The 20,619-nt window shown below is 52.1% G+C and carries 18 protein-coding genes; 8 read left to right on the forward strand and 10 right to left on the reverse strand.

From position 1 onward, the window contains the following. Window positions 1-33: 33 nt before the first annotated feature. Window positions 34-297, forward strand: a complete 264-nt coding sequence (locus ACO08I_RS12670) for a hypothetical protein (RefSeq protein ID WP_421949501.1) — start codon at window positions 34-36, stop codon at window positions 295-297. Window positions 298-391: 94 nt separating this feature from the next. Here the strand turns inward: ACO08I_RS12670 and ACO08I_RS12675 are convergent, their stop codons facing one another. Continuing rightward, on the reverse strand, window positions 392-982 hold the full coding sequence (locus ACO08I_RS12675; protein WP_421949502.1) for a DUF4240 domain-containing protein: 591 nt from the start codon (window positions 980-982) through the stop codon (window positions 392-394). Between the two features lie 207 nt (window positions 983-1,189). Here ACO08I_RS12675 and lpxD point away from each other — a divergent pair, with 207 nt between their 5' ends. From lpxD to ACO08I_RS12700, 5 genes are all read left to right on the forward strand, one after another. Beyond that, a complete protein-coding gene (gene lpxD, locus ACO08I_RS12680; RefSeq protein ID WP_421949503.1) occupies window positions 1,190-2,239 on the forward strand; it encodes a UDP-3-O-(3-hydroxymyristoyl)glucosamine N-acyltransferase in 1,050 nt (349 codons plus the stop codon). Window positions 2,240-2,308: 69 nt separating this feature from the next. Beyond that, a complete protein-coding gene (locus ACO08I_RS12685; protein ID WP_282778510.1) occupies window positions 2,309-3,703 on the forward strand; it encodes a bifunctional UDP-3-O-[3-hydroxymyristoyl] N-acetylglucosamine deacetylase/3-hydroxyacyl-ACP dehydratase in 1,395 nt (464 codons plus the stop codon). 1 nt (window position 3,704) lies between these two features. After that, complete coding sequence (lpxA, locus tag ACO08I_RS12690; RefSeq protein ID WP_044220584.1) at window positions 3,705-4,523, forward strand: acyl-ACP--UDP-N-acetylglucosamine O-acyltransferase; 819 nt, start codon at window positions 3,705-3,707, stop codon at window positions 4,521-4,523. Then, window positions 4,513-5,133: an ABC transporter ATP-binding protein gene (locus tag ACO08I_RS12695; RefSeq protein WP_421949504.1), complete on the forward strand. Its 621-nt coding sequence runs from the start codon at window positions 4,513-4,515 to the stop codon at window positions 5,131-5,133. Before lpxA ends, ACO08I_RS12695 begins: the two co-directional genes overlap by 11 nt. A gap of 131 nt (window positions 5,134-5,264) precedes the next feature. Then, window positions 5,265-6,266 carry a fasciclin domain-containing protein gene (locus tag ACO08I_RS12700; RefSeq protein ID WP_421949505.1) on the forward strand — a complete coding sequence of 334 codons (1,002 nt, stop codon included), beginning with the start codon at window positions 5,265-5,267 and terminating at the stop codon, window positions 6,264-6,266. Window positions 6,267-6,372: 106 nt separating this feature from the next. Here ACO08I_RS12700 and ACO08I_RS12705 read toward each other — a convergent pair whose 3' ends face one another. Both ACO08I_RS12705 and uvrC read right to left on the reverse strand, forming a co-directional pair. Continuing rightward, a complete protein-coding gene (locus tag ACO08I_RS12705; RefSeq protein WP_421949506.1) occupies window positions 6,373-7,605 on the reverse strand; it encodes an NAD(P)/FAD-dependent oxidoreductase in 1,233 nt (410 codons plus the stop codon). Between the two features lie 110 nt (window positions 7,606-7,715). Then, window positions 7,716-9,530, reverse strand: coding sequence for an excinuclease ABC subunit UvrC (gene uvrC, locus ACO08I_RS12710; RefSeq protein WP_293569309.1), 1,815 nt, complete (start codon window positions 9,528-9,530; stop codon window positions 7,716-7,718). A gap of 200 nt (window positions 9,531-9,730) precedes the next feature. Here uvrC and ACO08I_RS12715 point away from each other — a divergent pair, with 200 nt between their 5' ends. Continuing rightward, window positions 9,731-10,327, forward strand: coding sequence for an outer membrane beta-barrel protein (locus ACO08I_RS12715; protein WP_421949507.1), 597 nt, complete (start codon window positions 9,731-9,733; stop codon window positions 10,325-10,327). A 274-nt stretch (window positions 10,328-10,601) separates the two neighbouring features. On the opposite strand, the gene ACO08I_RS12720 is transcribed toward ACO08I_RS12715, so the two are convergent. Then, window positions 10,602-12,149, reverse strand: a complete 1,548-nt coding sequence (locus tag ACO08I_RS12720; RefSeq protein WP_421949508.1) for a C1 family peptidase — start codon at window positions 12,147-12,149, stop codon at window positions 10,602-10,604. 640 nt (window positions 12,150-12,789) lie between these two features. Here ACO08I_RS12720 and ACO08I_RS12725 point away from each other — a divergent pair. After that, on the forward strand, window positions 12,790-13,110 hold the full coding sequence (locus tag ACO08I_RS12725) for a hypothetical protein (protein ID WP_044220563.1): 321 nt from the start codon (window positions 12,790-12,792) through the stop codon (window positions 13,108-13,110). 138 nt (window positions 13,111-13,248) lie between these two features. Here the strand turns inward: ACO08I_RS12725 and fabG are convergent, their stop codons facing one another. The 6 genes from fabG to pfkA form a co-directional block, all read right to left on the reverse strand. Further along, the gene (gene fabG / locus ACO08I_RS12730) at window positions 13,249-13,995 is read right to left on the reverse strand and encodes a 3-oxoacyl-[acyl-carrier-protein] reductase (protein WP_421949509.1); all 747 of its coding nucleotides are present in this window, start codon (window positions 13,993-13,995) and stop codon (window positions 13,249-13,251) included. 38 nt (window positions 13,996-14,033) lie between these two features. Further along, on the reverse strand, window positions 14,034-16,886 hold the full coding sequence (gene uvrA / locus ACO08I_RS12735; RefSeq protein ID WP_421949510.1) for an excinuclease ABC subunit UvrA: 2,853 nt from the start codon (window positions 16,884-16,886) through the stop codon (window positions 14,034-14,036). Window positions 16,887-17,206: 320 nt separating this feature from the next. Continuing rightward, complete coding sequence (locus ACO08I_RS12740; protein WP_044220546.1) at window positions 17,207-17,788, reverse strand: RNA polymerase sigma factor; 582 nt, start codon at window positions 17,786-17,788, stop codon at window positions 17,207-17,209. A 418-nt stretch (window positions 17,789-18,206) separates the two neighbouring features. Next, complete coding sequence (locus ACO08I_RS12745; protein ID WP_282778529.1) at window positions 18,207-18,872, reverse strand: class I SAM-dependent methyltransferase; 666 nt, start codon at window positions 18,870-18,872, stop codon at window positions 18,207-18,209. A 2-nt stretch (window positions 18,873-18,874) separates the two neighbouring features. Next, window positions 18,875-19,603, reverse strand: a complete 729-nt coding sequence (locus tag ACO08I_RS12750) for a rhomboid family intramembrane serine protease (protein WP_052515963.1) — start codon at window positions 19,601-19,603, stop codon at window positions 18,875-18,877. Between the two features lie 15 nt (window positions 19,604-19,618). Then, entirely contained in the window at window positions 19,619-20,587 is a 969-nt protein-coding gene (gene pfkA, locus ACO08I_RS12755; RefSeq protein ID WP_282778532.1) for a 6-phosphofructokinase, read from the reverse strand. Window positions 20,588-20,619 lie beyond the last annotated feature (32 nt).

Genomic DNA, 20,619 nt, shown 5'->3' on the forward strand with positions numbered 1-20,619 from the left:
CATCCACCCCGCCCCGTGCTTTGAAAAGGTGGTATGAAATTCAAAAGCCTTTTTACCTTCAAGTACGCCCGCGTGGTCTATGGCAGTATCATCCTGGTCATAGGAGCAGTGGCTATGCTGTTCCCAGTCATCCCCATGGGCTACGTAGGCGTATTTGTCGGCTCTTATCTTTTACACCACAAAGTCCCGTTTCTGGAGCGGGTGATGAACTGGCTGCGGAAGAAGGATGAGAAAGGGCGATTGCAGCGGTTTGAGGATAAGGTGGAACGTTTTTTTCAGAAAGAAAACAATCCCTGAATCAATTATTCTTCAAATGCATCATTGCCCGGTGGCACATGTCCGAACCGGACTCTATGCTGATCAATATATTCACTTTCTAACTTTTTGGCTTTTAAGCGACCGGAGATTTCACCCCGGGCCAACCTTGCGCGTTGCTAAAGGTCTCAGAACTAAGCGTCGGGAAACAATCCAGTGGTCCCCCTGTCTTTCGGCTCCATGCCCGGTCTGCCAGGTACAAAAGAGGCTCGAAGGTAAACTCTTTAGGTATACGGGACGGATCCCTGATTACAGATTCATAAAAGCGCTTTCCATTGGCAACAACCGCACACCGGGAATAGAGGAAATCATCAACCGAAAAATAACGCCCGTGCTCCTCATCGGGTGGCCAGGCGTTACTACCCAGTTCCTCTGCGAAGCGTTTGGCATCCAGATCAAATAATTTTGTAGAAAGTATTTCCTGAAACTGGCATATAGCTTCTTTAGTATACTCTCCTAACTTAAGAATGGCAGGCTCCAGTACTTTGCCGCTTTCTTCCTGCGACCAATCCAGCATATCAATAACAGACCAAAACTTCTCTTCGTCCATACCCTCATTGCCCTGTCCTTCCGCCGTTTCAATCCGAACTTTTGCATCCGGATACCGAGCTTGCAAGCGGGCTAGTTCCTCCGCAGTCATTTGTTTCAATGGGACTTCCCAGGTCATATCATTTTGCAGTTGCTTTCCACCCTAAGATAAGGCTTTTCCGGCAGATTTAGTTCCCTGGCAAGATTACTTGCTTTAGAATGAAGACTTCCGGATATCCTGCGCCTGTTTTTACTTTCGTCCCTGACACTACCGTATATCCAAACTACCTATTCAAATCCCACGCACAGGTATCTGCCATTTCTGCCTTTTTATTACCTTTGCGGGATGCAAATTACAGCAAGAGAACTCGCACATTTTCTGGGAGGCACCCTCGAGGGCAATCCCGATATAACCGTCAGCCAGCCCAGCAAAATTGAGGAAGGAGGAGAGGGTACCATTTCATTTCTCGGCAATCCGAAATACGAATCGTATGCCTATACGACAACAGCGTCCGTACTGCTCGTGAGTAAAGACTTTGCACCCAAGTCACCCGTATCCGCTACCCTGATACGGGTGGACGATGTGTACGCCTCCATCGCCCGCTTGCTGCAACAGTTTGGGCAACAGGCAAAACCGGCGCCCGGCATTTCTGAAACGGCTGTAATTAGCGATGAAGCCATGCTCGGCAATCAGGTGAGCATTGGCGCTGCTGCGATCGTTGAGGCTGGGGCTCAGGTTGGAGAGGGTGCGATTATCATGGGGCAGGTCTATATCGGCAAAGGCGCCAAAATCGGCCCGAATACACTGATCTATCCCGGTGCCCGAATCCTGGACCGCTGCGAGGTGGGCCGGAATTGTATCATCCATGCCAACGCGGTGATCGGCAGCGATGGCTTTGGGTTTGCCCCAAGAGAAGACCGGAGCTACGATAAAATCGTGCACGTTGGAAATGTCGTCATTGAAGATGAGGTCGAAATTGGTGCCAATACCACCATCGACCGGGCCACAATGGGCAGCACCATCATCCGGGAAGGCGTAAAGCTCGATAACCTGATACAGGTGGGGCATAATGTGGAAATCGGTGCTCATACCGTGATTGCTGCCCAAAGTGGCATTGCCGGCAGTACCAAAATTGGCCAATATTGCCGTATTGGCGGGCAGGTAGGTTTTGCCGGTCATGTAGAAGTTGCAGATGGCTCACAGATACAAGCGCAGAGCGGCATCGCCGGGCACATTAAAGAACCTAATCAGGCTTGGTTTGGCTCCCCGATCATCCCCTACCGCGATTTTATCCGCTCCCATTCTGTTTTCAAGAAGCTGCCTGAACTCTACAAAACCATCAGCCGGTTGGAGCGGGAGCTACAATCGCTGAAAACGCCCGAGGCAGACCAATAAAGCCGTCTTTAACAGTTCTATCCCCGAAAATCCTATCTTTGCAGAAAATTTCAGCTGACTATACCTCTTATGGAGCAACAACATACGATCAAGAATACTGTCAGTGTGGAAGGCGTAGGCCTTCATACCGGCAAAACTGTGAAGCTGACTTTCCACCCGGCTCCGGTTGACCATGGCTATAAGTTCCAGCGCATAGACATGGAAAAAGAGCCTGTGCTGAGTGCAGACATCAACCGCGTTGTTTCCACTCAGCGGGGCACAACCATAAAAGTAGGTCAGGCAGAAGTCCATACCGTAGAGCATGTCCTGTCTGCCCTCTCCGGACTGGGCGTTGATAATGTCCTCATTCAGCTGGATGGTCCGGAAGTCCCTATTCTGGATGGCAGTGCCGGCCCTTTTGTGAAAGCGCTGCAGAAAGCAGGTATTGAAACACAAGACAAAGCCCGGGAGTACTTTGTAGTCGAGGAGCCTATTTTCTACAAGGACGAAGCCACCGGCTCCGAACTGGTCGCATTACCGCACGATGGCTTTGAAGTAGTCGCTATGATTGACTTCAACTCCAACGTACTGGGCCAGCAGTACGCCCACCTGAATGGCACTACGGACTATGCCAAAGAAATTGCGCCATGCCGGACTTTTGTCTTCCTGCACGAACTGGAATTTTTGTTCGAGCAAAACCTGATTAAGGGGGGCGATTTAGATAACGCCATTGTGATTGTAGACCGTAAAGTGGAGCAGGACGAGCTGGATCGCCTGGCCGAAAAACTGGGTAAACCCAGTGTCACTGTTGACTACGACGATGGCATCCTGAATACCCTGAAGCTACAATTCAAAAACGAGCCTGCCCGGCATAAGCTGCTCGACGTGGTAGGCGATATTTCCCTGCTGGGCATGCCAATCAAGGGGAAAATTCTGGCGACCAAACCGGGGCATACGCCCAATATCGAGTTTACGAGAGTGCTCAAAAAGGTATTGGTCGAAAAGCGAAAGCTCAAAGGCAAGCCAAATTACGACCCCGATGCAGAACCGCTGTTTGATTCCGTGAAGATCGCCGCCTGGCTTCCCCACCGCTTTCCGTTTCTGCTCGTTGACAAGATTATCGAGTTGTCAGACACCCACGTGGTTGGCGTCAAGAATATCACCTTCAACGAAGGCTTCTTTCAGGGGCACTTCCCCAACAATCCGGTAATGCCCGGCGTACTGCAAATCGAAGCTATGGCGCAGACCGGCGGCATCCTGGCTTTGTCAACCGTAGATGATCCCGGCAACTGGGACACCTACTTCCTGAAGATCGAGAACGCTAAATTTAAAAACAAAGTCGTCCCGGGCGATACGGTCCTGTTCAAGATGGAACTCATGGCCCCTATCCGCCGGGGAATCTGCCAGATGCAAGCCACTGCCTATGTAGGCAATAAAATTGTATCGGAGGCCGAACTGACTGCTCAAATCGTTAAGCGCTCATAAGATGAATACGAACAATAGCAACGCCGTACCCTACATTCATCCGGAAGCTAAGATTGGGAAAAATGTCATGATTGGCCCCTTCGCTTATATTGACAGAGATGTTGAAATTGGCGATGGCACCTGGATTGGCCCTTCTGTCACCATCTTTGAAGGCGCACGGATTGGTAAAAACTGCAGGATTTTTCCGGGGGCTGTCATTGCCGGCATCCCACAGGACCTGAAATTCAAAGGCGAAAAAACCACCGCCGAGATTGGCGACAATACTACCGTAAGGGAGTATGTGACGATCAACCGGGGCACCTCTTACGCTAATACCACCAAAGTAGGCCAAAACTGCCTGCTGATGGCGTACGCTCATGTTGCACACGATTGCATACTGGGCGACAACGTCATTCTGGCCAATAACGTCAACCTGGCCGGCCATGTACAAGTGGGAGATTACGCTATTTTGGAAGGCCTGGTGGCCGTGCAGCAGTTTATCCACATTGGCAAGCATAGCTTTATTGCCGGGGGATCTTTGGTGCGCAAGCATGTGCCGCCTTTCGTAAAAGCGGCCCGGGAGCCTCTTTCCTACGCAGGTGTGAACAGCATCGGGCTTAGGCGGCGGCAGTTTAACGCAGAGAAAATCAACGAAATACAGGAGATTTACCGCATCCTCTTTGTCAAAGGGTACAGTACCTCTCATGCGCTGGAGATTATCGAAGACTCCCTGGAGCCTACTGACGAGCGCGATGCCATCCTGGACTTCATTAAGAGCGCCGACCCGGGCATTATGCGGGGCTTTCAGCAACTGAACGGGAAAAATCCGGATGAAGATTGAATTAGCGGGCGTAGGTAAACGCTACAAAATGGAATGGATCATGAAAGGCGTGGCGCTGACCATCCACCCGGCACAGCGCTATGCTATCACCGGCCCTAACGGCTCGGGTAAGTCCACCCTGATGAAGATGCTTTCCGGCCACCTGACGCCTTCCAAAGGAAAAATCCAATTCACGCTCAACGATAAGCCGGTTCCTGTCAGCGAGGTCTACCAACACCTGGCTTACGCCGCGCCCTATATCGAACTGATAGAGGAGCTCACGCTGATCGAAGCACTTGAGTTTCACCAACGGTTCAAGCCCTTTCAGGGGCAACTGCAACCCGATGATGTCTATCGCATACTTGGTTTTAAGAAAGCCCGACGCAAGCCCATTCGCAACTTCTCATCGGGCATGAAGCAGCGGCTGAAACTTGCCCTGGCCATTCTTTCCGACACCCCTTACCTGCTACTTGACGAGCCCACCACCAACCTCGACACCGAAGGGGTACAGTGGTACCGGCAGCTTATTGAGCAGTATACCGCCGGGCGCACCCTGGTCATTGCCTCCAATGTGGAGGTGGATTTTGACTTTTGCGAGCATCATATCGATATACCACAGTATAAGCACTAATCCTTTCTTGCTGATTTTCAGTTCCTTCCTGACCTAATTCTGCAACAAAACTTGCTTCTTGCTGTTCCGCAGGCAAAGCAAATCAGCTTTGTCATTAGTAAACTATTCCAATCACACAATCCAAGTACATTATGAAAACCCATTTCAGCCTTAATGCTTTGTTTTTGGCGAGCGTTCTGGCAGTATTTACCTTTGCCTGTGGCGAGCCCGCTCCAACTGAGAACATCGTGGAAGTCGCTTCCGGTAACGAAAATGTAAGCACTTTAGTCGAAGCCCTGGGGGCTGCCGAGTTGGCTTCTGCATTAGAAGGCGAGGGCCCATTCACGGTCTTCGCGCCAACCAATGAAGCCTTTGAGGCCCTTCCTGAAGGGATTCTTGAAGCCCTGCTGAAGCCCGAAAACAAGGACGCTTTAACTGCCATTCTCCGCTATCACGTCGCCGCCTCTAAGCTAACAGCAACCGAGATCAAGGAAGCACTAAGCATGGCTTCAGAAGGCTATACCGTAGAAACACTCAACGGCGCTGCTCTTATAGCCACTCTTGAAGGGGATGCCGTCAAGCTTGCTGATGTACAGGGAAACACAGCAAATGTAACCGGAGCTGACCTTATGGCTTCGAATGGCGTCATTCACACTATTGATGCGGTACTGCTACCGGGTGGCGTAGACCCTGCTGCCCTTCTGGGGCCTGCTGATATCGTTGGCGTAGCCATGGATAATGAGCAATTCGCTACGCTGGTTGCTGCCGTAAAAGCCGCAGGCTTAGTGGAGACCTTACAAGGCGAGGGCCCATTTACTGTTTTTGCACCGGTCGATGACGCTTTTGCTGCGCTGCCCGAAGGCACCGTAGAGTCCCTCCTGCAACCGGAGAACAAGGATCAGCTCTCGGGAATACTGACTTACCACGTTGTAGCCGGCAAGGTAGATGCAGCTACCCTTACCAACGCTATTCAAAATGCGGAGGAAGGCACCTACACCATTACCACTGTCAATGGTGCAGAACTCACTGCTTCCATTCAGGATGGGAAAGTGGTCCTTACTGATGCACAGGGCAATACCGCTACGGTAATTGCTACTGACGTTAATGCATCTAATGGTATCATCCATGCAATTGACGCGGTTGTCATGCCCTAGCGGGCTTTCTTAGGCATAAAAAAACGGACAGCTCTGGCAGGTAAAGGACTGCCAGAGCTGTTTTATTTTTGCGCTGATAGTGCAGCCAAATCGACAAGTATCACCTTCAGTCCGCTGAAATCTGCTCCGCCACCAACCGCCCGGTCCGCATAGCCGCATTGATGGAGCCATTCAGGAGGTGGTCCCCGATAGCGTAAAGCCCTTCACCAATCGACAAATCAGCATCGTGCTGCACATGCCGCTGCGCAGGGAGGGCGTAGGTGACTTCTCGGATATCCAGCAAATCCCATTCGTTAACCGACTGCCCAAACCAATGCTGCAACTCGCCCCGTACCTTGCCGGCAAGGCTTACATCATCCATATCTGCCTTGCCTACAATTGACACGGACAACAAGGTTTTGCCGGAGGGCGCGTATCCCGGTGCCACCTGACTGATCGGCGTAATGCTATTGACCAGGTCGCCGCTCCTCGTATTCAATGCAATCAACGGCTGTTGAACCGGCGTATGGCTTGTGATAAAATGCAGGTGCGTGGTTGTTTGGTATGCGGTATTCACCAGCGGCAGGTACTCCCGCACCAGGCCGGTAGCTTCAGTGGCCAGCACGATGTTTTTAGCGCTCAGCGTTTCTCCGTTTTCCAGGAAGACCTGATGGCCTTCCACTTTTTTCACTTTACAATTCAGACGGATGCTGTCCTCCGGCAAATTGGCGGCAAGCTGAAGTGGAATCTGCTGCATACCCTTGTCCGGCACTGCGACGGCCCCTTCGGCAAACATTTTGAATACAAAGTCAAACATGCGCCGGCTCGTAGCAAGCTCTTTTTCCAGAAAAATCCCGCTGTAAAAGGGCTTGAAAAACCGGCTTACCATACGACTGTCAAAACCGTATTCCTCTTCCAATGCCTGAGCGGTGGTCATTTCCGGTTGCCGGAAGATAGCCTCCAGAGGCATCTCCTTCAGCCGGTTGCGGAGTTGGAGAATGCCCAACTTGCTCCCCAGCCCGCCTGCTTTGGCAAACAGGGTAGGCAGCAGGCTGCTCCAGTCCCGCAGCGGATCGCCAATGCGGTCGCGGCTGCCGTCCGGTTGGAGGAGCATAGCGCCCGGCAGAAACGGTTTCAAATCCAGCTTTTTGTAATCGAGCAGGGCGCGGGCTTCCGGATAGGCGGTGGCCAATACCTGAAAGCCGTGGTCCAGCAAAAAGCCTTGCTTTTCAGTGGTTTTCACCCGTCCGCCTACCCGATCGGAGGCTTCGAGCAATAGAAAGGGCTTCCCTTTTTGGTGAAGATAGTTGGCGGCTGTAAGGCCCGCCAGTCCGGCTCCGATGATGATAGTCTCAGACATGGTATTCTTTTGGGTTTGGAGGTACTAAGTGGTTTAATGGACCTCCCTGTTCGGCCGTGGCCTCACGGGCAGGCAGGATAAATGATGCAATTTTCTCCGTCACTAAGTTATCATTCTGCGCCTGCATCGGCAAAGTAGGTCTTAACTTTCTTGGCTACATTCAGCCCGGCCACCTCGGCGAGCTGGGAAGCACGGGCTTCCTTCACTCGCTTTACGGAGCCGAAATGCGCCAGCAACTTCTGCGCCGTTTTCTCTCCAATACCGGGGATTTTAGTGAGCTCAGAACCGGTAAAGTTTTGAGAACGCTTGTTGCGGTGGAACGTAATGGCAAACCGGTGGGCTTCGTCCCGTGCCTGCTGTATGATTTTTAAAGACTCTGACTTTTTGTTGATGTACAGGGGTACGGAATCTCCCGGAAAGTAGATTTCCTCCAGCCGCTTGGCAATACCGACGATGGTTACTTTTTCGAGAATACCAAGTGTCTTCAGGCTTTCCACGGCAGCAGAGAGTTGCCCCTTGCCTCCGTCAATGATAATGAGCTGTGGTAGCGACTCCCCCTCTTCCAGCAGCCGGCGGTAGCGGCGGTGCACGACTTCACGCATAGACGCAAAGTCATCCGGGCCAACCACCGTCTTGATGTTATAGTGCCGGTAGTCTTTTTTGCTGGGCTTGGCATTTTTGAATACCACGCAGGAGGAAACCGGATAGCTGCCCTGCATATTGGAGTTGTCGAAACATTCGATGTGCAGGGGTAGGGCGTCCATACCCAAATCGGACTGCATCGTGCGCAGGATTCGCTCCGCGGATGTTTGCTTGCGTTTCGCAGAAGCCTTTTGCTTCTGCCGCTGCAGCATGTAGTACTTCAGGTTCTTCTCAGACAAGTCGAGCAGCCGCCGCTTATCACCAATCTTGGGCACGGTGACCTGAAGGGTTTCATCCTCCAGGGGGATATCCTGTGGCAGGATAATCTCCGTGGCGATACTATTGAACCGCTCCCGGATGACCGGGATGGCATATTGCAACAGGCCCGCCTCATCGTCATCGTCCAGGTTTTTGACCAGTTCCTGCGTGTGCGTGTGGATGATGGCGCCATTCACCACCTTGATGTAATTGACAAAGGCTTCTTTCTCTTCGGAGGCCACGGAGAAGACATCCACATCCCGGATGGTGGTGCTCACCACCGTGGACTTCGCCTGATAGTCTTCGAAAGCTGTCAGTTTTTCCTTGATACGCTGGGCTTTCTCGAACTCCAGGTTTTCGGCATGTTGCTCCATCACACCTTTGAAGTGTTGCTTTACCGCCCCGAAGTTGCCTTTCAGGATATTGCGGACCTGATCGATCTTTTCATTGTAGGCTTCCTCGCTCTCCAGGGCTTCGCAGGGGCCCATGCAGTTTTTGATGTGGTACTCCAGGCAAACCTTGAACTTGCCCGCTTCGATATTCTCAGCGGACAGGTTGTAACTGCAGGTCCGCAGGGGAAACAGCCGCTTGATGAGTTCGAGGATGATCTTCAGCCGCCCCTTGCTGGTGTAAGGGCCGAAGTAGGTGGAACCATCCCGGACCACTCTCCGGGTAATGAACACCCGGGGGAACCGCTCTTTTTTAATACAGATGTAAGAGTAGCTCTTGTCGTCCCGCAGCATCACATTGTACCGGGGCTGATGCTTTTTGATGAGGGTGTTCTCCAGCAGAAGGGCATCCGCTTCGGTTTCTACCACAGTGAATTCAATGCGGCGGGCATTTTTCACCATCACGCGGGTGCGGTGGGCGCGGTCCTTGCGCTGCCCGAAGTAAGAAGAGACCCGGTTGCGCAGGTTCTTAGCCTTGCCCACATACAATATGGTATCCTCCTCATCGATAAACCGGTACACCCCGGGCTGCCGGGGGATGGTATCAGAAATGGCCTTGAAGTCTGTTGTGGTCATGCAATGCTTGTAATTTCCCGCAGTGAAGTCACCAAAATAATCAATTTGAGCATGGGTAGGTTCTACGCTGACTGATGTTTTTGGCGTAAAAGTGAATTTCCTTAGGAAAAACAAGCGCTGGTTAACGCCACTTTAACGCATAGCAGGTACGAATCGCAAAACAGGGGGCGTTATTCCCTCACAACAACAAGAGATAAGCCATGAAATCATCTGCCAAAATCCTATTCATCGCGGTTGCTGCACTGATTCCCAGCGTTGCCGCTACGGCCCAAACCCAAATCAACCCAAAAGTCGGTGTCAACTTCTCCGGCGTGGAAGCCAAGCTGCAGGACATCACCGCTGAGGCCCGAGTGGGCTGGAACGCGGGCGTTGACCTGCGCATGGGCGACAAAGCCCTCTACCTGCAACCGGGACTGCACTACTACAACTTCACTGCCCGCCTCGTGGAAGGCGTAGAGCACCCCGATGACATCGCTTTTTCCGATGAGACCACCATTCAGGCACTGAAAGCCCCGCTAAACATTGGGCTGCGCCTGACCGGCGACAACGGGCTGATTGGCATTCAGGCACGAGGCGGTGTCACCCCAACTTACATACTAGGTGTGGATGAGAAAAACGGCATCGACTTCAACAAGGAAGACCTCAACAGCTTCACCTGGGGCGCTAACGTGGGCGTAGGGGTCAATTTCCTGTTCCTCACGGCTGACCTGAACTACGAAATAGGCCTGGACGACTTCTTCGCTAATGCGGAAGGAGGCAATAATGTCCTGAGTTTAAGTGTGGGAATTAAGTTTTAAGCTATGCTATGAACAACTGAGCGTGGGTAGCCGTGCAGGCCACCCACCCCCAAATTTCCCAAATGTTTGACACCTGCACCGTTGCCTATTCCCAGGCACGGTGCATTTTTGTTAGACTTGATGCGTCGGGGATCATTGCAGGGTTAAAATGGCTCTTTCCTTCCCACGCTATGCCTTTTTTCAGTCACTTAGCTCAGGCTAAGCTCCTAAAAAAAGCCTTCGCGTGGTTGAAAATAGCTCATTTTTCCCACTACACTGACCCGACGCATCAAGTCTATTGTTTCGGGATTTCGATGACCATGCCCACCGCGCTGGCACTTTCGGTATTGGCCTCGAAAGCGACATTTGCACTTGATTTGAATTCCACCTGACGGGACCGCTCATTGCCGAGTGCATCCCGGAGCTTAGCGGCATAGGTGTTGCCATTACTGCGGTTGATGCGTTGATTGAAATCCTCAAAGTTGAGTTCCTTTTTACTCACCACAATAGCGATCTGGTCCTGACTGCCAACCTTATCTGCCACCATGGAATAATCCCGTGGGAAAAGGCGGGTACCGGTCACGCCACAGTAAGCCGAATGTTTAGGCGTGTATGGGAAGAGCACATAGCTGGAGCCGTCCGTTTCCTGTCCAAAGACATAAGTGTAACATTCCACTGAATTGGCAATCAACACCTTAAATTTATCCCCTTTCTGAATGGGCTGGGCACGGAAAGTCATGTCGTCTTTGCGCTCCAGCTTCAGGGTTTGCTTTGCTTCTGTATCGTAAAGGCCAAACTCCACTGCCATGCGCTTTGAATCCGCAGCGGAAGGTTGTGGGTAGATGGCGTAGGCTTCCTTGTTAAAGTGGTCAAAATCCCGGTAGCGTACCCAGGCCATACCATCATCGCCCCACTGCGAGCCCCAGGAATTCATAATCTGGAAAGCGCCCCCCTCGTAGTTGTCATCGTAGCCGATAACGCACATCGCATGGCCGCCGTAGCCACGCATGCCATAGTCGCGCTGAGAGGGTTTCCAAAGCGGCTGCCCCATCATATTCTGCATGAAGGTGCCGCCGACCATCATACCGATGACCACCGGATAGCCCTGGGCAATATGTTGCTTGATGCCGTTGAGGTCCGTTTTGTAATTGGAAGCGCCCACCGACAGGCGGTCGTAGCCACGGATGCGGTAGCGCTGTCCGGCCTGCTTTTGCTGGCTGGACGGTTCTTTGGCGCACGTCCGCTCATCGTAGTTAAACTCGCTAAAGGGCAGATTGCCGTACTGCATCATGGCTTTCATAGCCGTGTTCATGTAGGCCCCCTGACAGCCGGAAAGTGCGATTTGATTGTACAGATAGGCAGGGCTGAATGCTACCCGGTCTGCGGGCTGCCCGGTAGACTGAGCCTGGAGGATACTACCTGCTGCGTAGGCACTCGCCCATCCTACACAAGAGCCCTGTTTCCCCTGATGCCGGCGGGTAGGGGCATATTGCTCCAGTGATGCTTTAGAAGGCAACCCGGACTGCGCACCGAAGCCATAGCTAACGGGCTCAAATACCTGAGCTTTATCATACTCATTGGGATCGAGCGTTGCCCCAATAGAAAAGGCTGCAGCCTGATCGGGGTCCGGTGCCGCGTACCCTCCGCTAAGCATTTCACTGCCGCCGAAGAAAAAGTACCATACTGCACCTACTAGCAGGGCAGGAATAATCAGCTTTGGACGGCGCACCAGGAACATGATGATGAGCGGTAGTAACCGGATCAGAAAATTCCCTTTTCCGCCTCCGTTACCGTTATTGCCCCGCGATGGCTGCGGGTCATCTTTTTCCATTCGAATAGGCATCAGTCGTTGTGTTTTGAGTGGTTAAATAACTTTTCACTGCTCAAAAATACAGACGCCAGAAAAAAAACCGGTCACTTTTTACCGATGAGATGTAACAAAGCCCTGTTTCTTACCGTACTACTAGGCAACACAAACGGACAGACCGCTTCCTCCCGCGCTGTCCACCCGCTACCCTTCAACAAATAAGCACGCTAACACATTCCCTGACATTTTAGAAATCACAGTTTTTGTGGATGCATCTTGTATGCCCTTAAGCAGTGAATCCCCCCTTAGCAGTTAAATATCCAGGAACGAATACTCGTATATAGAAAAATTTTAATTCAAAAACTTAGGATATTTAAAATCTTACTTTTAGATTTGTTACAACAAACCTACTGAACAGTCTTCTCCCCCCATCCCACACTAAGCAAACGGCTACTACACACCAATCACAACACCAACTTCATTTACACACTGTACCAGGCTACAGCCATGCGTTGTAGCATCAAACTGGATGTACTCCGTTCTTTTCATGGGGCAACCTTTTGGAAAGACTGGCCTGCATACATGCTCATTTAAGCCAGTATGAGCGATCAGGTTACAGGAGCTATGCACACTACTTATTGAAACCTTATTGTGGAACTGTCTAAAGTTTTCACCCATGCACACATGGAACACTATCAAAACCGTAAGCACAAACAAACTTGACCGAGCTATTGAAGTCTTGGAAACCCTTGAGCGTCCTGTCTCTTCCCGCATTCTGGAATACCTCCGGAAAAACGGGAAAAGCAAGCTGATGGACATCGCCCTGCACACTCAGTATAACACAGAAATACTGGAAACGCAACTGGAAAAGCTTTGCTTGTCCAAGGCTGTCCACCGCCACGATGACATTCTTGGCTGCCATTACACCATTAATGCACGTCAGCTATTCCAAACCCGTAAATCTGTACAGGCGCTTGCCGCCTTGTATAAAGAATGATGGGTTCGGTGCCTTAACACACAGATTGAGACTCCCCATAAGATTCACGAAAGTTTGTCACGATTTGCTTAAAAAAAGCCGGGGGCTTACCCCCCCGGCTACTTTTCGCTTTTCTTCACACAGGGAAGCCCTGTACTGCTATGTATTCAGTGCTCCACAGACACTGATGACTTGCCCGGACAGGTAGGTAGACAAATCAGAACCCAGGAATACACACACATCAGCTACTTCTTCGGCTTTGCCGAGGCGGTTCATCGGGATGTTTTGCAGGTAGCCTTCCCTGACCTTCTCGTCGAGGCTCTCTGTCATGTCCGTTTCGATGAAGCCGGGCGCAATCGCATTGCAGCGGATGTTGCGCGAGCCCATCTCCTTGGCGACAGACTTTGTGAAGCCAATAATACCAGCCTTGGATGCGGCGTAGTTGGCTTGCCCGGCGTTGCCCGTCATCCCTACGATGGAGCTCATATTGATGATGGAGCCACCGCGGTTTTTCATCATTGGGCGGATGAGGTGCTTGGTGAGGTTGAAGATCGACTTCAGATTGGTTTGGATCACGTCGTCCCAGTGGGCTTCCGTCATGCGGAGCATCAGGGTGTCTTTGGTGATGCCGGCGTTGTTGACCAGGATATCCACTTGCCCGAACGCTTCCAGCACTTCCTTAGTTAGGTTTTCGGCGGCCTCATAATCGGATGCGTCTGATTGGTAGGCTTTTGCCGTTACGCCCAGTTGTTCCAGTTCGGCAGCCAGTGCGTTGGCTTGTTCCGCAGAGGAACGGTAGGTAAATGCCACATTAGCGCCCTGCTCCGCAAACCGGCGAACAATAGCAGCACCAATACCGCGGGAGCCCCCGGTCACCAGCGCTACTTTTCCATCTAATAGTCCCATGTTTGTTGGTTTTTTTCAGATGGTGAAGGTAGCAAATTTTACACTTCTAACTTAGGCTTCAGGAACTGCCCGGTGTACGATGCTTCCACTTCTGCCAACTCCTCAGGCGTGCCCTGAAAGACCAGGTCGCCACCCTCTTTGCCGCCGCCGGGGCCCAGGTCCACAACCCAGTCGGCATTTTTGATCACCTCCATATTGTGCTCCACGACCATGACGGTATGCCCGTTCTCCACGAGCGCGTTCATGGCATCCAACAGCTTGCGGATATCGTGAAAATGCAGACCGGTGGTAGGCTCGTCAAAAATGAACAGGATGTGCTCGTTGGCCCGTTCCCGCGTCAGGAAGGAGGCCAGCTTGACCCGCTGCGCTTCTCCCCCGGAAAGGGTGCTTGAGGACTGCCCCAGGTGGACATACCCCAGCCCCACATCATAGAGCGGCTGCAGCTTGCTGACTACGTCTTTTTCCTCTTCGAAAAATTCCAACGCTTCCTCCACGCTCAGCTCCAGGATATCGTAAATGCTTTTGCCTTTGTACTGCACATCCAGCACTTCCTGCTTGAACCGCTTGCCGCCACAGGCTTCGCACTCCAGGCGTACATCGGCCAGGAACTGCATTTCCACCACCTGTTCGCCCTCCCCCTTGCAGGTATCGCAGCGCCCGGCATCCACATTGAAGGAAAAATGCTTGGGCTTGAAGCCACGGATTTTAGATAATTGCTGATCTGCCATCAGTTTTCTGATCCCATCGTAGGCCTTCACATAGGTGACCGGATTGGAGCGAGAGGATTTCCCAATCGGGCTTTGGCTCACCATTTCTACCTGCGTGATGGTATCCAGGCTGCCCGCCAACTGATCGAACTGCCCGGGTGCCTGGGAGTAGCTTTCGCCCAGGTGCTTCTTCAGGGCAGGGTACAGAATCTGCTTCACCAGCGTGGTCTTCCCGGAGCCGGAAACGCCAGTGACGACCGTTAACGTGTTTAGCGGAAAGCGGGCGGTAATGTTTTTCAGGTTATGCTGCCGGGCGCCCTGTACCTCAATGTAGTTAGCCGACTTGCGGCGGTGGGCAGGCACCGGTATACTCATACGGCCGCTCATGTACTTGGTTGTCAGGCTTTCCGTCGCCTCGGAGTAAATGCCTTCGTAGGGGCCGGCAAAGACTACTTCCCCACCGTGGATACCTGCTGCCGGGCCAATATCGATGAGGTAGTCCGCACTTTCGATAATGTCTTCCTCGTGCTCCACTACGATGACCGTATTACCAAGGTCGCGCAGGGAGCGCAGCACACGAATAAGCCGGCCGCTATCCCGGGGATGCAGCCCTACACTGGGCTCGTCCAGGATGTACATGGAACTCGTGAGGTTGCTGCCCAAGGTACGGGTGAGGTTGATTCGCTGGGTTTCTCCACCGCTCAGGGTAGCAGAAAGCCGCCCCAAAGTCAGATAGCTTAGCCCCACATCGCTCATAAACTGCAGGCGGTTATTGATTTCCAGCAGCAACCGCTTGGCAATTTTTTGGTCGTGCTCACTGAGTTCCAGGCTACGCAGGTGGTCCAGAAGTTCATCCACCGGCATCTCTACCAGATCAGTAATGGGGCGGTCCTGGATTTTCACGTAAGTCGCTTCCTCCCGCAGTCGGCCGCCCTCGCAGGTGGGGCAGGTCGCTCTGCCCCGATAGCGGGCCATCATGACGCGGTTCTGAATCTTGTACATCTTTTGCTCCAGCTCGGCAAAGAAGTCGTTGATGCCATCGAAGTACTGATTGCCTTTCCAGAGAAGGCGGCGCTCGGCTTTGGTGAGATCCTGATATGGGGTATGCACCGGAAAGTCGAAGTGGTGGGCGGTTTCCAGTAACTGGTCCAGCCAGCGCCCATATTTCTCGCCCCGCCAGCAGGCGATGGCTTGCTCGTAGACAGATTTGGTTTGATCAGGTACCACCTTGCCTTCATCTATGCCCATGACTTTGCTGAAGCCCTCGCAGGTAGGGCAGGCACCGTAGGGGTTATTGAAATTGAAAAGCTGTGGCGTAGGTTCCAGGAAGGACACGCCGTCGAGCTCGAAGCGGTTGTTAAAGTCCTGCTCTTCCCTGCCCATGATATCGACGATGCACTCCCCTTCTGATTCGTAGAAGGCCGTTTGGACAGAGTCAGCGATGCGCTTGTTGTTTTCTTCATCCTCTTGCTTAACCACAAAGCGGTCGATCAGAATGCGGATGCCTTTGTCTTTGATATCGCCCAGCTTTTTGTCCAGGTAAGCCGCGCCGGATTCCAGCAGGTCTTCTGCGTACTGCAAATCGCCTTCCACCTGCAGGCGGGTATAGCCCTTTTGCAGCAGCAGTTCCACTTCCTGTTTCACCAGGCGGTCTTCGTATTTGTAGGGCAGCGGGATAAACAACTGCACCTTGGTGCCCTCCTCAAAGCTGTTGATGTAGTCCACCACATCGCTCACCTCGTGCTTGCGGACTAAAGCACCGGAGACCGGAGAGTAAGTGCGCCCCACCCGTGCGTAAAGAATGCGCAGATAATCGTAAATCTCAGTAAGCGTGCCTACTGTGGAGCGGGCGTTGCTCGTGCTGACCTTCTGCTCAATCGCGATGGCCGGGCAAATGCCTTTGATGTAGTCCACATCGGGCTTTTTCATCCGCATCAGGAACTGCCGGGCGTAGCTCGACAGGCTTTCCACGTAGCGGCGCTGCCCCTCGGCGTAGAGCGTATCCATTGTGATGGAAGACTTGCCGGAACCGGACACGCCGGTCACTACAACCAGTTGATTCTTAGGGATATCGAGGCTGACATTCTTGAGGTTGTTCGCCCGGGCGCCCTTGATCCGGATCGCCTCTTTGAGGTTCTGTTCACTAGGCTTGTCAAGCGTTGGCGTAGTCGCTTTTTTGGACATAGATGCAGGTTGAAGTTTTTTACTCCTATGCTTTTTGAAATGGCACAGCGCAAAGAAGCTGAACCATTTCACAGCATAGGTGCTGGCATTAAGCTGGTTTGCCCTGGCAAACCACTTTATCGTCAGTATCAGTAGAACAGCGGAGGGGGGTTAGGGTTGTGTGAGTGGAGAAAATACCTACTGTCAGCCATGATGCTTTCAACAAAAAAGCCGGCAGCAAAGCTACCGGCTTCCAATTTTTGGTTTACGGATTTTCAGGCGTGAGGAGAATTGGTGCCCCGGCTATCCGCCGGGACAGTGGTAGTTTTTTTATGCAGTTACTACTGTAATACGATTTCGCGCTCTTCTACTAATTTGCGAATATTGATCAGCGCATAGCGCATGCGGCCCAGGGCGGTGTTGATGCTCACCCGGGTCAGCTTGGCGATTTCCTTGAAGCTCATGTCGGCGTAGTGGCGCAGGATGACCACCTCGCGCTGCTCGGGCGGCAGCATATCTACCAGTGCCCGCACTTTATCGTGGGTCTGACTGCGGATAATACCTTGCTCAGCGTTGCGCTCAGAAGACTGCAGTACATCAAAAATATCGAAGGTTTCGGTTGGGGACACCTTTGGGCGGCGCTTGTTGCGGCGGAAGTAGTCCACACACATGTTGTAGGAAATACGGAGTGCCCACTGCAGGAATTTTCCTTCGTGGTTGTATTTGCCCTTGCGCAGGGTGTCGATGATTTTTATGAAGACTTCCTGGAAGATATCTTCAGCCAGGCTTTGGTCTTTGACGAAAAGATAAATGGAAGTGTAAATCCGTTGTTTGTGGCGGGAAAGCAATTCTTCGAAAGCTCTTTCGTCGCCGGACAAATAATTGGTGATCAACTGTTGGTCGTTCAGTGGTGTAACTTGCATAACTAAAATCAAATTAGCGTTATGGGATATTATGTCGCAATTCTTTTAGTGTAGAAGTTACTTTCTATAGACCTGTGATTTTGTTGAAAAATTGTCCGTGACTCGGATAATAACAATTCAAAGATAAGGGCATCTCAGGACAAATGCGAGTGCGGCCCTGATTTTTTTGCTTCCTTTAACACAAATTTAACCGGAATTACAAAATAAATATTAACGAAACCGCTTGAACCACAAGGTTTTAACTAAAGCATCGCAAAGCACAGTCTCAATATTTTAAAAACGAAAAAAAATCAGGACAAAAATTCTGAGCGCAACAAAATCCGGCGTTTGTTACTGCCTTTTCAGTGGGCAAGGCTTCCAATTGTAACTTTGGCAACAGCTGCCCGGAGTTGATGCCCGGATGGCATTTTTTTAGCGTTTACCCATTTTTCTCTTTCTCTTCCATCCGCAGCACCGCGCTGTAAAAAGGCACCCATCGCGTGTAGTGGTAATCCTCTGTTTCCACTGCAAAGCCATAATCTTTGAGCAGCTCATCGGTGCGGCGGTTGAGGTAGCAGCCTTCTGCCAGGTGCTTCCAGACCGGCGTTACGGCCGATTGAATCCAGCGTTGCGGTTGACGGTCGTCGTGAATGTGCTCCAGGACCAGTAGCTGACCACCGGGGCGCAGCCATTTACGGAAGTGCTGCAGGGCTTGCTCCAGATCAGGAATGGTGCAAAGCACAAGGGTACTAACGATCGTATCCAGCGTATCCTCACCCAGCTGAGCACTCACTTCGGCATCGCCAACACCGGCTTCCAGCAGCTGGATGTGCGGGGCCTTCAATTCCTGAAGGAGGGCTGCCGCTTGTTTGGCCATTGCCTGAGCGGGTTCTATAGCCAGTACCTGTGCAGAAGCATCATACAATGGGAAATTGACGCCTGTGCCGGCGCCGACCTCCAGCACCCTGCCCTGTGCCTGCGCGATCAACGACCGCCGCATGTCTGTCAGCAGGCGGGCTTCCAGCTTTTCCATGACGGGATTGTACAGCTTAGCAAAAAGCCTGGTATATAAGGTGTCCGGTTGTTTGGCGTTTGAACGGCTCATACTTACCAGCTTCGGGTGGAGAACCAGCTATCATTGCCTTCGTCCCGTTCACGTTCGCGCTCGGCCTTGGTCTTGTCGAAGGCGTCGCGCTCCAAAAAGAAACGCTTTTCGGCTTCTCCTTCCCGTTCCCAGGACCAGGTGGGGCGTTTTTCCTCGGGCTCTATGCGGTTCTTGAACCAAAAAGCGACAAAGATGCCGACCAGGGCACCAAAGAGGTGGCTCTCCCAAGACACCCGCTCATCCGTTGGCAGAATACCGGCAAACATGCCTCCGTAGTAGACTACCACGATCAGAGACAATACAATAGAACGGATATTGCGCCGGAAAATGCCGGTCCAAAACACAAAAGCCACCAGACCGTACACCACGCCGCTGGCACCAATATGAAAGGCATCAGGCCGCGCAAAGCTCCAGACGGCAAGCCCGGTCAAAATGTAAATCGTGGTAAAGCTGGCGACAGCTACCCGGCGGTAGAAAAAGAAGAGTATGCCGGTCAGCACAAAAAGAGGGGGCGTATTCGCAAGCAGGTGCTTCCAGCCCGAATGCAACAGAGGCGCAAAAAGAATCCCCTTAAGCCCGAATTGGCGGCGGGGGTAGATCCCCATCGTACCAAAATCAGCGCCGGTCAGGACCTGCAGCAAATGGATGCCCCAGATGATGCCCACCGTCCACAGCGCGATTTTAAGGGCGCTTTTGAAATTGCGGGAGGCACGATCCAGGGCAGTACTCATGGCTTAAATTTTTGATCAGGATAGTATATCAACCATTTCAAGGAGCATTGGGTTGATCTCATTGTGATACTTGATGGCCTGTTCGAAGGGGGTATGCACAATTTCTCCATTGATTTCGCCAATCATGACTCCTGACTTTCCTTCCAGAAGGGCATTGACTGCAGCAACGCCCATACGGCTAGACCGCACCCGGTCCATACAGGTTGGGCGGCCGCCCCGTTGCAGGTGGCCCAGGATCGTGACTTTGGTTTCGTAAGGGCAGTGTTTCTTTACCTCCTCCGCGAGCTTAAAAGCGCCGCCGCTTTCATCGCCTTCCGCCACCACTACGATGCTGGAATTTTTCTTGTTGCTGTAGTTACTGTTGAGGGTATCGATTAGCGTTTGGACATCCGTTTTGCTCTCCGGTACCAGCACGGCTTCTGCGCCTGTGGCAATGCCTACATTCATCGCTATAAACCCTGCATCCCGCCCCATTACCTCCACAAAAAACAGGCGGTCATGAGCATTGGCGGTATCCTTAATGTTGTCAATGGCGTTCATTGCGGTATTGATGGCAGTATCGTAGCCAATCGTATAGTCGGTCCCGTACAAGTCGTTGTCGATCGTGCCCGGGCACCCTACCATGTGGATATCGGGGTATTCTTCCATAAAGATGCGGGCACCAGTAAAGCTGCCATCGCCACCAATCGCCACAATTCCGTCAATATCGTTGGCACGCAGATTGGCGTAAGCTTTGGCCCTTCCCTCAGGGGTACGGAAATCCTGGCTGCGGGCCGAACGAAGGATAGTGCCTCCCAGCTGAATGATATTGCTCACGGAATGGGCTTCCATTGCCCAAAAGTCACCTTCTATCATGCCCTGATATCCCCTGAAAATACCCACAGCCTCATAACCACGCCGAAGCGTGGTGCGTACAACTGCCCTGACACAGGCATTCATGCCAGGCGCATCGCCTCCGGAAGTAAAAACAGCTATTTTTTTCATGGTCTGATCGTGTTTCTGGTTTGGCACGAAAG

The organism is Phaeodactylibacter xiamenensis (assembly GCF_965229835.1).
GTDB classification, from domain to species: Bacteria; Bacteroidota; Bacteroidia; order Chitinophagales; family Saprospiraceae; genus Phaeodactylibacter; species Phaeodactylibacter xiamenensis.